Origin of the sequence: Mycobacterium sp. (assembly GCF_049281135.1) — a bacterium.
GTDB lineage: Bacteria > Actinomycetota > Actinomycetes > Mycobacteriales > Mycobacteriaceae > Mycobacterium.
In genome coordinates, this window is the sequence record NZ_JBAPRN010000027.1 from 1 (window position 1) to 11,807 (window position 11,807).

Genomic DNA, 11,807 nt, shown 5'->3' on the forward strand with positions numbered 1-11,807 from the left:
GTCGTGGACGGCCTCGGGCAGCCGGTGCCGATGGGCGCGAGCGGCGAGCTCGTGATCGGCGGCGTCGGGCTGGCGCGCTATCTGGACCCGGAGAAGGACGCCGAGAAGTACGCGCCGCTGTCGGCCCTCGGCTGGGAGCGGGCGTACCGCAGCGGCGATCTGGTGCGCGCCGAACCCGAGGGCCTGCTGTTCATGGGACGCGCCGACGAGCAGGTCAAGCTCGGCGGGCGCCGGATCGAGCTGGGCGAGGTCGACGCCGCGCTGGTCCATCTTCCGGGGGTCAGCGGTGGCGCGGCGGCGGTCCGCCGGACGGCGGCCGGCACGCCAATGCTGGTCGGCTATGTCGCTAGCGCCGACCAGGAATTCGACATCGCCGCCGCGCGCGCCCAGCTCGCCGCGCAGCTTCCCGCCGCGTTGGTGCCGCGCCTGGTCCGGGTCGACGAGCTACCCACCCGCACGTCGGGCAAGGTCGACCGCGACGCGTTGCCCTGGCCACCGCCAGGTGACGCCGACACCGAGGCAGCGCTCGAGCTCAGCGGTACGGCGGGGTGGCTGGCCGGGCTGTGGCAGGACCTGCTCGGCGCCACCGTGACGGGCCCGGAGGCCGACTTCTTCGCGCTCGGCGGTGGCTCGCTCGCCGCGGCACAGCTCGTTGCCGCGTTGCGGGACCGGTATCCCCAGGTCACGGTCGCCGACTTGTACGACCATCCGCGGCTGGGCTCGCTGACCGGCTTCCTCGACGAGCTCGAGGCGCCTCCGGATGTGATCGAGCGGGAGGTGCGAGCGACCCCACTGTCTTCGCAGCTCGCTCAGATCCTGCTGTCGGTGCCGTTGGCAACGCTGGCCGCGCTGCAGTGGGTGACGTGGCTGGCGCTGGGAAACAACGTCGCCCGGTCTTTGCATCTGGTGCCGTGGACCGTTGCGGTGAACTGGTGGGTGGTTGCGGCCGCGTTCGTTGTGTTCGTCACGCCGATGGGCCGGATGGCGATCGCGGTGTCGGCGGCGCGGCTGTTGCTGCCGAATGTGCGGCCGGGAACCTACCGCCGCGGTGGCTGGGTGCACCTGCGGGTGTGGCTGGCCGAGCGGCTCGCCGAGGCCAGCGACGCCGAGAACCTGGCGGGGGCGCCGTGGCTGGTGTACTACGCGCGCGCCCTGGGCGCCGATATCGGCAAGGGCGTCGATCTGCACTCGATCCCACCGGTCACCGGTCTGCTGACGCTCGGACACCGCAGCGCCATCGAACCCGAGGTTGACCTGTGCGGGCATTGGATCGACGGCGATGACTTTCACGTCGGGGCGATCACGATCGGCAACGACGCGACGATCGGCACGCGCACGACGTTGCTGCCCGGCGCCGTCGTCGGCAAGAACGCCGACGTCGCACCCGGGTCGGGCGTCGTCGGAAAGGTGAAAAGCCGCCAGTACTGGAAAGGTTCGCCCGCAGTGAAGTCCGGCCGGGTGAAACACCCCTGGCCAGACGAACGGCCGGCGCGCCGAAGTCACTGGGTTGCGGTCTACGCGCTGACGTCGGTGCTGCTGGCTGCGATGCCGCTGACCGCTCTGGCGGCCGGGCTCGCGGTGATCGGCCTGGCTGTCCACCACACTCACCGGCTGTCGCAGGCAGTGTTGCCCGCGCTGCTGTGGACGCCGGTCGCGACTTTGGCCGCACTGGCGGCCTACGCCGTGATGACCATCGTGGCGGTCCGGACGCTGTCGATCGGCCTGCGGGAGGGCTACCACCCGGTGCGCAGCCGTAGCGGCTGGCAGCTGTGGGCCAGCGAGCGGCTGATGGACGGCGCGCGCAATTACCTGTTCCCGCTGTACGCCAGCCTGGCTACACCTGGCTGGCTGCGGCTGCTCGGCGCCAAAGTCGGCCGCGACACCGAGATTTCGACGGTGTTGCTGACCCCGAAATTCACCGTTATCGAGGACGGTGCGTTTCTGGCGGACGACACCATGGTCGCGTCGTACGAACTGGGCGGCGGTTGGATCTATGCGGCTACGACGACGGTCGGCAGGCGGGCGTTTCTCGGCAACTCCGGCATCACCCAACCTGGCCGGCGGGTCCCTGACGACGGACTGGTCGCGGTGCTGTCGGCAGCTCCGGCCAAAGCCAAACGCGGTTCGTCGTGGCTGGGCAGCCCGCCCATGCGGCTGCGCCGCCGTCCCGCCGAGGCGGACGCGGCCCGCACCTACGAACCACCATGGCGGTTGAAGGCGATGCGGTCGGTCGTCGAGGCTTTTCGGGTGCTTCCGGTGATGGTGACCGCAGCGATCGGACTGGCGGTGCTGGGCACGCTGCAGGCGCTGGTCCGGATCTTCGGCATCTGGAGCGCCGCCCTGTGCGGTGGGCTTGTGCTATTGGCCGCGGGCGCGGTGGCCGCGGGAGTCGCAGTGGCCGCGAAATGGCTTCTGGTGGGCCGGATTCGGGCGGGCGAGTTCCCGCTGTGGTCGTCGTTCGTATGGCGCAACGAGCTCGCTGACACATTCGTGGAAACCGTGGCGGCGCCGTGGTTCGCCCGCGCGGCCAGCGGCACACCCGTGATGAACATGTGGCTGCGCGCACTGGGCGCCAAGGTCGGCCGCGGCGCCTGGTGCGAAACCTATTGGCTACCAGAGGCCGATCTCGTCACACTCGGCCGGGGCAGCACCGTGAACCGTGGCTGCGTTGTGCAGACACATCTTTTTCACGACCGGATCATGCGGATGGACGCCGTCGTGCTGGAGGACGGCGCGACGCTGGGTCCGCACGGCGTAGCTCTGCCATCGGCCCGGCTCGGCGCGGGCGTGACGGTCGGTCCCGCATCGCTGGTGGTGCGGGGCGACAAGGTGCCGAAATCGACACGCTGGCAAGGTAATCCGATCAGACCATGGGATACGCCACGGGAGAAGTCCGGCAAGAAGGCCGCCGCGTGAAACGGGTTGCCAAGAAGCTCGCGCCCCGCGCCGAGCAGACGGTGATCGACCCGTATCTGCCGAAGAACGGCAACCTCGGCTACCGGGTGTCACGCTACGAACTGGCATTGGAATACAAGGTCGCCATCAATCGGCTTTCGGGATCGGCGACGATCGGCGCGGTCACACTTACCGAATTAGAGGAATTCACTCTGGATCTCTCCGCTGCGATGACCGTGTCGAAGGTATTGGTGAACGGCAGACGGGTTGCTCACTTCGACTGCCGGATGAGGAAATTGCGCATTCGATTGTCCACGAAACTGGCCACCGGGGCCCAGATGTCGATCGTCGTGCACTACCACGGGACGCCGCGACCAGTGCGATCGTTGTGGGGAGATGTCGGTTTCGAGGAACTGACCAACGGTGTACTGGTCGCGGGGCAGCCCAACGGTGCCCCGTCGTGGTTTCCCTGCGACGACCACCCCAGCGCCAAAGCGTCCTACCGCATACAGGTCAGCGCCGATAACCCCTACCGGGTGGTCGCCAACGGCAGGCTGGTCTCCCGGCGGGTGCGGGCCGCGCAGACCGAGTGGACCTACGAACAACCCGAGCCGACCTCGACCTACCTCATCACCCTGCAGATCGGGATGTATGAGCTGACGCGGCAGGGTAAGACGCCGGTGTCGATGCGGGCCACGTTGCCCGAACGGCTGCGCCGCAACTTCTACCATGACTTCGCCCGGCAACCCGAGATGATGGAGCTGTTCGTCGACCTGTTCGGTCCGTATCCGCTGGCGAACGGCTACACCGTCGTCGTGACCGACGACGATCTCGAAATACCCCTTGAGGCTCAAGGAATTTCGATATTCGGAGCCAATCATTGCGACGGCACGCGGGGCAGCGAGCGACTCATCGCCCATGAGCTGGCCCATCAGTGGTTCGGAAACTCGGTCACCGCGCGGCAGTGGCGCGACATCTGGTTGCACGAAGGATTCGCGTGCTACGCCGAGTGGCTGTGGTCTGAGCACAGCGGCGGCCCCAGCGCCGACGAACTCGCCCGGCGTTATCACCAGAAGTTGCGTGACTCGCCGCAGGATCTGCTGCTCACCGACCCCGGGCCGCGGGACATGTTCGACGACCGGGTGTACAAGCGCGGCGCGTTGACCCTGCACGCGCTACGTCGACGGTTGAGCGACGACAAGTTCTTTGCGTTACTGAGGGATTGGACGAACCGCTACCGCCACGGCAGCGCCGTAACCGACGACTTCACCGGCCTGGCCGCCGGCTACTGCGACGAATCGTTGTCGGCATTGTGGGACAGCTGGCTGTACTCGAAGGCCGTCCCGTAACGGGGTCGATCAGCTGTTGAGTGCCGGCTCCGGCGTCAGCTCGGGCAGTCCCACCCGTCGACGCACGGTCCGTGAATGAGTGATCAACTCGGCCGTCACGGCGCCCAGCGCGCCCACGGCCGCAGCACCCCACATCGACCAAGCGCCGTGCGCCAACAGGAAAAAGCCGAAGACCGTGGACACCGCCAGCAGCGCGCACCGGACTGGTGTCCAGCGGGCCGGGCCGCCCAGTCGGAGAGAGACCAGCATGCCCAGCACCAACGCGACGGAGTGCCCGACATCGGTGAAATCGTCGCCCAGTGCGGCCGCGGCGATACCGACCGGCAGCCACCAGCCGATCCAGGCCGGTCGCCAGCGCTGAGGTATCGCTGCGGTCAGCGCACCCAGCACCGCCACAGCGCCGTAGCTCACCCCGACATCGCTCGCGCGCGAAACCGACAGCGGCAGCCAGCCGAATTCGATCGCCGCGGTGAGGCCGACGGCGACCAGCAGCGTCGCACCGATATGGCCGGTGACGAACACGATGGCCAACCGCCCGCTTCGCCAGATCAGCTCAGCCAGGGCCAGCAGGCACACCAGGCACGGCAACCAGAAGTACATCGGACCGGATTCAGTGACGAAGGCGCTGTCCAGCAGGGTGGCCAAGTGACCGTGTGCGAGGTTGTGCAGATTGGTGCTGGCCTGCGCGATGACGTGCGCACGCGCGCGCGGGCCGAGATCCACGAGCGCCGCGCTGACACCGATCAGCACCGCCGCGTAGCCCAGCGTGATCCGCACGCGTGAGAGTCGCGACAATATCTGCACTATCATCGCCATCTACTATGCCTGCGGACTCTCGTCATCCGCGCGGTCAAATCCTGATAAGTCGCTGACATTCTCCCGGGACGGCTTGAGCCGGTAGATGGCCAAATCAGGCGGCAGACCTGCGGGTTTACTCGCGAAGACCGGCCAGTGCACGCGCTTGGCAGCGACACCGAGTGTGACCAAGTCGTGTGCGTCAAGCTGGTCCAGTGTGGTCCCCGACACCATCACTCCGCCCCGGGTCGCGCGCTCCATCACCCGCGCGGCGACGTTGACGTCGACTCCGAGCCAATCGGCCGCCAGGCGCTGGGGTCGACCGGTGTGGATTCCGACCCGCATTCTCGGCTTGTAGCCGTCGACATCGACCGATTTCAGCGCTCGCTTGGCCTCCAAGACAGCACCGACCGCGACGAGCGGGTCGGCGAACACCGCCATGGTCCCGTCGCCCATCCGCTTGACGATGTGCCCACCGGCGTCGAGCAGCGGCGCTTCGATCGCCCGCGCGACTCGCCGCAAGAGTTTGAGGGTGGCGTCATCGCCGGCGTGCAACGACCAGGTCGAAAAACCCACCAGGTCGGTGAAAACGATGGTGACTTCTTGGTATGCCGGACGTCGGGACACTGCCTCGGTCAGCGCCTGCCACACCTGCAGCGCGCCGAGACCGACCTCCCGCGACGCGCCACCCCGTTCGCCCAACAGGCGGCCTGTGGCCCGGGCTGCCGCACGCGGTCCACCCTGGCCGGCCGTCGAGAGCGGGTCGCCGAAGTCGGGATCGCCAGGCAGGAACCTGCGCGCCCGCCGGACCAGCGCAATCATGCCTGGGTTTCGATTTGTGCTGCGCAGCCATTCCGCCGCGTCGCGTATCGACGCCTGCGGACGCTGTCCTGAGTCACGCGACTCCGGTGTGGCCACGGTTTGATCGGGCTCGCCGCACGCCGGTTGCGGCCCAAGTTCCACAACGCTCAGGGTAGGTGGTGTCCAGAGCGACCGGCAACGAGGTTCATGGTGGTGTCCGACACGATCTGGGGTGAACCACCTGATCACGCGCTTGCGACGGTCGCGTCGACACTCGGTAACAGTGCATCGCGACGCGCGCCGAAATTGTAGACAACGTACGTTGTCATCATTATCGTGATCTCATCATCGCCCATCAGGACTGGGAGGCCGTGATGACAGTGACGTCGATGCCCTCCAAGCGGCCGCGCAGCTCCGCCGCACGCCGGCCGGCTGAACCGGACAACAAGACGGTTCCGCTGGGACCGGAGTCGCTGACATGGAAGTACTTCGGCGACCTGCGCACGGGGATGATGGGCGTCTGGATTGGCGCGATCCAGAACATGTATCCGGAACTGGGTGCGGGCGTCGAGGAGCACTCAATCCTGTTGCGCGAACCGCTCCAACGGGTGGCGCGCTCGGTGTACCCGATCATGGGCGTTGTCTACGACGGCGGCCGGGCGGCCCAGACCGGTGAGCAGATCAAGCAGTATCACCACACCATCAAGGGCGTGGATGCCACCGGCCGGCGCTACCACGCGCTGAACCCCGAGACGTTCTACTGGGCGCACGCCACTTTTTTCATGCTGGTGATCAAGGTGGCCGAGTACTTCTGCGGCGGGTTGACCGAGGCCGAAAAACGTCAGCTGTTCGACGAACATGTGCGGTGGTACCGGATGTACGGGATGAGCATGCGACCGGTTCCCGAGTCCTGGGAGGAATTTCAGGATTACTGGCAACGGGTCTGCCGTGATGAGCTGGAGATCAACCAGGCCACGCTGGACATCTTCCAAATCCGGATCCCCAAACCGAAATTCGTGTTGATGCCCACCCCGGTATGGGACCAGCTGTTCAAACCGCTTGTCGCGGGCCAACGTTGGATCGCGGCCGGATTGTTCGAGCCGTCGGTGCGGGAAAAGGCCGGCATGCGTTGGACACCCGGCGACGAAGTGGTGTTGCGGCTGTTCGGAAAGCTGGTCGAGCTGGCGTTCCTGGCCGTTCCCGACGAAATCCGGTTGCATCCGCGGGCGTTGGCCGCATACCGCCGGGCCGAAGGCCGCGGCTCCGATGAAGCCCCACTCGTCGAGGCGCCGGGCTTCATGGCGCCGCCCCCGGACCGCCGCGGGTTGCCGATGCACTACTTCCCGCCGCGCAAATCGATCATCGAGCGCGCCGGTTCGCTGGTGCACACCACGTTCTCGCTGGCCGGATTGCGTCCGGCGCGGGGCCGGGGCAAAGCCGCCTAGTCGCCGGAACCGACCCGCTGCGCCCGGGCGCTTTGATACAGGCAAATAGCCGCTGCCGCAGCCACATTGAGGCTCTGCGCACTCCCCGACATCGGTATGGTCACCCGATTGTCGGCCCGCTCGGCCAACTGTGCCGACAATCCGCGGGCCTCGGCGCCGAACAGCCACGCCGTCGGTGCCGTCAGGTCGGCGTCATCGAGCGACAGCTCACCCTCCACGGTGGTGGCCAGGAGCCGCAACCCGGCGGCCTGCAGTGCGCTGACGGCCGCGTCGACCTCGGGTGCGACGACGACCGGCACCTCGAAGATGCTGCCGGCCGACGCGCGCAGGCATTTGCCGTTGTATGGGTCGACGCCGCGTCCGGCGAACACCACGGCGTCGGCGCCCATGGCATCGGCGATGCGGATCAGGGTGCCCGCGTTGCCCGGTTCACCGATCTCGACGCCGACGGCGACCAGTCGGGGCGCGCTCAGTAGAACGTCCTGCAAAGGCGGACTCGGCAACTCGCAGACCGCCACCAGGCCTGTCGGAGTCACGGTGTCCGACAAGGCTTTCGCGGCGCGCTCGGTGACGAGGTGAACCGATGCGTGGTGTGTCGCCAACACATCGGCATACCGCAGCGCGGCGGCCTCGGTCACGAAGACCTCGCGGATCAGTCCACGCCGCGATGCCGCTTCGACCAAGTTGGCGCCTTCGACCAGGAAAAGTCGGCTCCGGCGACGGGCGACCTGCCGGTGCAGTTTGACCGCAGCGACAACCCGGGTCGATCGTTCCGTGAGCACCGATTGCGGTTGAGATCCGATTGTCCGGCCGGGCGAGGTTACGCGGCCTCTCCGGATGGCGCGTTGACGTCGTCGGGCAGTGCGGCCCGCGCGACACCGACCAACGCGGTGAACGCCGCGGGATCGCTGATCGCGATCTCGGCGAGGTTCTTGCGGTCGACCTCGACGCCGGCGGCCTTCAGGCCCTGGATCAGCCGGTTGTAGGTGATGTCATTGGCCCGAGCAGCCGCGTTGATCCGTGAGATCCACAGCTTGCGGAACTCGCCCTTGCGTGCCCGACGGTCACGGTAGGCGTAGGTCAGCGAATGTAGCTGCTGCTCTTTGGCTTTGCGGTACAGGCGGGACCGCTGGCCGCGATAGCCTTTGGAAGCCTTCAGGATGGTGCGGCGCTTCTTTTGGGCGTTGACTGCCCGCTTCACGCGTGCCATGGGGTGTTCCTATCTCGTTGGGAAGTGGTTGTTCCGGCGCTTGTGCTGCCGGTCAGCCGTTCAGCAGCTTCTTGACCCGCTTGGTGTCGTTGGCCGACACCGTGGTCCGTCCATCCAGCCGTCGCGTCCGCTTGGTCGGCTTGTGCTCGAGCAGGTGGCGGCGGCCGGCCTTCTGACGCACGATCTTCCCGGTGCCGGTGCGCCGGAATCGCTTCGACGCGCCGCTGTGGGTCTTGGTCTTGGGCATGTTTTAGGTCCTCTGTATCAGTTCGGCGATGGTTCGGGATCGCTGGTGGGTGCGGGTTGGGGCGTGGGACCACTGGCGTCTTGGGCCGCACGGGCACGCGTCTTTGCGCCGCGGTGCGGTGCCAACACCATCGTCATGTTGCGTCCGTCCTGCTTTGCCGATGTCTCGACGAATCCGTAATCGGCGACGTCGCCACCCAGGCGTTGCAGCAGCCGGTAACCCAACTCGGGTCGCGACTGCTCGCGTCCGCGGAACATGATGGTCACCTTGACTTTCGCTCCCGCCTCCAAGAAGCGGATCACGTGACCCTTTTTGGTCTCGTAGTCGTGATCGTCGATCTTGGGTCGCAATTTCTGTTCTTTGACAACGGTCTGCTGCTGGTTCTTGCGAGACTCGCGCGCTTTTTGCGCCGCCTCGTACTTGAACTTGCCGTAATCCATGATTTTGCAGACCGGTGGTCTGGCGTCCGGCGCAACTTCGACAAGGTCGAGATCGGCATCCGCGGCGACGCGAAGGGCATCTTCGATACGCACGATGCCTACCTGTTCCCCTCCTGGACCGATCAAACGGACTTCAGGTACGCGGATGCGCTCGTTGACGCGGGTCTCAGTGCTGATGGGGCCTCCCTCATTGATCTTTCGTCAATTGCCACCGCCACCTGCTCCGTTGGAGTCAGCGGGTTGGGATACCACACCATCAGCAAAAAAGCCCTGCATAAGCAGGGCCCGGTGCCGACCGATCACGGCAAAAGCCGCCTGCCGAACGCAGAACCGGCACAACTGGTGTGCCAGTGACCGGACCGCTGAACCTTGTTGGCCAACGGTGGGAGCGGGACTCCACTTGCTGTCTCTGGCATTGCCGGAGACGGTCGCGCAGGTGAGTCTACCAGTCACGACGCTCAACGCCGTCACCTCGCCGTCCGACCGTCCGCACCACGAGGCATGCGGGAGACCTCGAGGCCGACACGAGCAATGTATGCCGTCGGAGAACATAGGCATTCCATAGCCAAACCGAATATCCTCGCCGTCTGTGACCCTCACCGCTTCCCGCCTGCGGAGCCAGCCGAGTTCTCGACTCCGCTGGGTGCCGGCAGCCGCCGGCTGGACGGTTGGTGTCATCGCCACCTTGTCGCTGATCGCCAGTGTGTCGCCGGTGATTCGGTGGCTGATCAGGGTGCCCCGGGAATTCATCAACGACTACATATTCAACTTCCCTGACACCAGCTTTGCGTGGTCGTTCGTGCTGGCACTGTTGGCCGGCGCACTCACCGCCCGCAAACGCATCGCCTGGTGGCTGTTGGTGTTCAACCTGTTGCTGGCCGCGGGCTTGAACGTGGCCGGTCTGATCGTGGATCACCCCAGTGCAGCGAAGCGCTTCGGCGAGATGCTCGGTCTCGGTCTGCACCTTGCCGCGGTGGTGGTGCTGATCTTGGGTTACCGCGAATTCTGGGCGAAGGTCCGCCCCGGTGCGCTGTACAAGGCAGCCGGGGTGCTGCTGACCGGGTGGGCGATCGGAATCGTGGTGTCTTGGGGTCTCGTCGAGACGTTTCCCCGCTCGCTGGCCCCCGAAGACCGGTTGTTCTATGTGGTGAACCGGGTGGTCGGGTTCGCCGTCGTCGAGTCGGCGCAATTCACCGGGCGTCCGCCGGTATTCCTCAACGCGCTGTTCGGGTTGTTCAGCGCGATGGCGTTGATCGTTGCCGCCATCGTGTTGTTCCAGTCGCAGCGGGCCGACAACGCATTGACCGGCGAGGATGAATCTGCGATTCGTGGGCTGCTCGAACTGTGGGGCAAGGACGACTCGCTGGGGTACTTCGCCACCCGCCGCGACAAGTCGGTGGTTTTCGCGCCGAGCGGCCGCGCGGCGATCACCTACCGCGTCGAGGTCGGTGTCTGTCTGGCCAGTGGGGATCCGATCGGGGATCCGCGGGCATGGCCGCAAGCCATCGACGCGTGGTTGGCGCTGTGCCAGAGCTACGGCTGGACGCCGGGGAACATGGGTGCCAGTTCGGCTGGGGCCAAAGCATTTCGCGAGGCCGGCCTGAACGCGTTGGAACTCGGCGACGAAGCGATCTTGCAGACTGCCGAGTTCAGGCTGTCGGGGCGCGAAATGCGCGGAGTGCGCCAGGCGGTGACGCGAGCCCGCCGCGCCGGGCTGACCATGCGTATCCGACGCCACCACGACATCGAACCCGCCGAGATGGCGCAGGTGATTTCGCGTGCCGACTCATGGCGGGACACCGAAGCCGAGCGCGGCTTCTCGATGGCGCTGGGCCGACTCGGCGATCCGGCCGACGGCGACTGCCTGTTGGTCGAGGCCCTCGGATCCAACGACACTGTGGTCGCGATGCTGTCGCTGGTGCCCTGGGGACGCAACGGCGTCTCGCTTGACCTCATGCGCCGGTCGCCGCACTCCCCCAACGGCACCATCGAACTGATGGTGAGCGAGCTCGCTCTGCACGCCGAACGCATCGGCATCACTCGTATCTCATTGAACTTCGCCATGTTCCGATCGGCGTTCGAGCAGGGCGCCCAACTCGGCGCTGGCCCGGTGGCCCGACTGTGGCGCGGGTTCCTGCTGTTCTTCTCGCGCTGGTGGCAGCTGGAGACGCTGTACCGCTCGAACATGAAATACCAGCCCGACTGGATTCCGCGCTTCGCCTGCTACGAGGACGCCCGGATGGTTCCACGGGTGGGCGTCGCTTCGTCGATCGCGGAGGGCTTCCTGGTGCTGCCCTTCACCCGCCGCGACGAACAGCACACCGGTCATCACCCGTCTGTCCCACCGACGCTGTTGGCGACCGGGTTGTTGCACCGTGACGGTTCGGCGCCGGACGCTTCGGCATTGCAGGAGGCCGACTTCGGCGACGTCGACGCGCGGGGCCGGCGACTACCTGAGCAGATGCGCGTCCGGATGTCCAAGCTGAAGGCATTGCAGGACAGCGGTATTGACGCCTATCCGGTGGGAAAGCCACCCAGCCACACGGTCGCTCAGGCCCTGAGTATCGAGGATCATACGGCGGTCTCAGTGTCAGGGCGGGTGCTGCGGATCCGGGACTTCGGCGG

The 11,807-nt window shown here is 66.5% G+C and carries 10 protein-coding genes; 4 read left to right on the forward strand and 6 right to left on the reverse strand.

Going from position 1 to position 11,807, the window contains the following annotated elements; genetic code table 11:
• Both WAN02_RS01070 and WAN02_RS01075 read left to right on the forward strand, forming a co-directional pair.
• Positions 1–2,916, forward strand: a 2,916-nt coding sequence (locus WAN02_RS01070; protein ID WP_422262003.1) for a Pls/PosA family non-ribosomal peptide synthetase, incomplete at its 5' end; no start/stop codon positions are given.
• Positions 2,871–4,244, forward strand: coding sequence for a M1 family metallopeptidase (locus WAN02_RS01075; RefSeq protein WP_422262005.1), 1,374 nt, complete (start codon positions 2,871–2,873; stop codon positions 4,242–4,244). The genes WAN02_RS01070 and WAN02_RS01075, both read left to right, overlap by 46 nt.
• Positions 4,245–4,253: 9 nt before the next feature.
• Here WAN02_RS01075 and WAN02_RS01080 read toward each other — a convergent pair whose 3' ends face one another.
• Both WAN02_RS01080 and WAN02_RS01085 read right to left on the reverse strand, forming a co-directional pair.
• Entirely contained in the window at positions 4,254–5,054 is an 801-nt protein-coding gene (locus WAN02_RS01080) for a rhomboid-like protein (protein ID WP_422262016.1), read from the reverse strand.
• Positions 5,055–5,063: 9 nt separating this feature from the next.
• Positions 5,064–6,002 carry an adenylate/guanylate cyclase domain-containing protein gene (locus tag WAN02_RS01085; RefSeq protein WP_422262007.1) on the reverse strand — a complete coding sequence of 313 codons (939 nt, stop codon included), beginning with the start codon at positions 6,000–6,002 and terminating at the stop codon, positions 5,064–5,066.
• 212 nt (positions 6,003–6,214) lie between these two features.
• Here WAN02_RS01085 and WAN02_RS01090 point away from each other — a divergent pair, with 212 nt between their 5' ends.
• The gene (locus WAN02_RS01090; RefSeq protein WP_422262009.1) at positions 6,215–7,285 is read left to right on the forward strand and encodes an oxygenase MpaB family protein; all 1,071 of its coding nucleotides are present in this window, start codon (positions 6,215–6,217) and stop codon (positions 7,283–7,285) included.
• On the opposite strand, the gene WAN02_RS01095 is transcribed toward WAN02_RS01090, so the two are convergent.
• From WAN02_RS01095 to infC, 4 genes are read right to left on the reverse strand one after another with little or no spacing between them, the layout of a single operon-like run.
• Positions 7,282–8,067: a TrmH family RNA methyltransferase gene (locus tag WAN02_RS01095; protein WP_422262011.1), complete on the reverse strand. Its 786-nt coding sequence runs from the start codon at positions 8,065–8,067 to the stop codon at positions 7,282–7,284. The two genes, WAN02_RS01090 and WAN02_RS01095, sit on opposite strands and share 4 nt — an antisense overlap.
• Positions 8,068–8,105: 38 nt before the next feature.
• On the reverse strand, positions 8,106–8,495 hold the full coding sequence (gene rplT, locus WAN02_RS01100) for a 50S ribosomal protein L20 (RefSeq protein ID WP_325690864.1): 390 nt from the start codon (positions 8,493–8,495) through the stop codon (positions 8,106–8,108).
• A 52-nt stretch (positions 8,496–8,547) separates the two neighbouring features.
• Positions 8,548–8,742: a 50S ribosomal protein L35 gene (gene rpmI, locus WAN02_RS01105; RefSeq protein ID WP_331510089.1), complete on the reverse strand. Its 195-nt coding sequence runs from the start codon at positions 8,740–8,742 to the stop codon at positions 8,548–8,550.
• Between the two features lie 17 nt (positions 8,743–8,759).
• Positions 8,760–9,359: a translation initiation factor IF-3 gene (gene infC / locus WAN02_RS01110; RefSeq protein ID WP_422262018.1), complete on the reverse strand. Its 600-nt coding sequence runs from the start codon at positions 9,357–9,359 to the stop codon at positions 8,760–8,762.
• Positions 9,360–9,825: 466 nt separating this feature from the next.
• On the opposite strand from infC, the gene lysX reads away from it, so the two are divergent.
• Positions 9,826–11,807, forward strand: a 1,982-nt coding sequence (gene lysX / locus WAN02_RS01115; protein ID WP_422262014.1) for a bifunctional lysylphosphatidylglycerol synthetase/lysine--tRNA ligase LysX, incomplete at its 3' end; no start/stop codon positions are given.

Bases quoted from the DNA above. Each gene is read 5' to 3' on its own strand.
- WAN02_RS01075 (WP_422262005.1), top strand. From the start codon at position 2,871: ATGGGATACGCCACGGGAGAAGTCCGGCAAGAAGGCCGCCGCGTGAAA.
- WAN02_RS01080 (WP_422262016.1), bottom strand. From the start codon at position 5,054: ATGATAGTGCAGATATTGTCGCGACTCTCACGCGTGCGGATCACGCTG.
- WAN02_RS01090 (WP_422262009.1), top strand. From the start codon at position 6,215: ATGACAGTGACGTCGATGCCCTCCAAGCGGCCGCGCAGCTCCGCCGCA.
- rplT (WP_325690864.1), bottom strand. From the start codon at position 8,495: ATGGCACGCGTGAAGCGGGCAGTCAACGCCCAAAAGAAGCGCCGCACC.
- rpmI (WP_331510089.1), bottom strand. From the start codon at position 8,742: ATGCCCAAGACCAAGACCCACAGCGGCGCGTCGAAGCGATTCCGGCGC.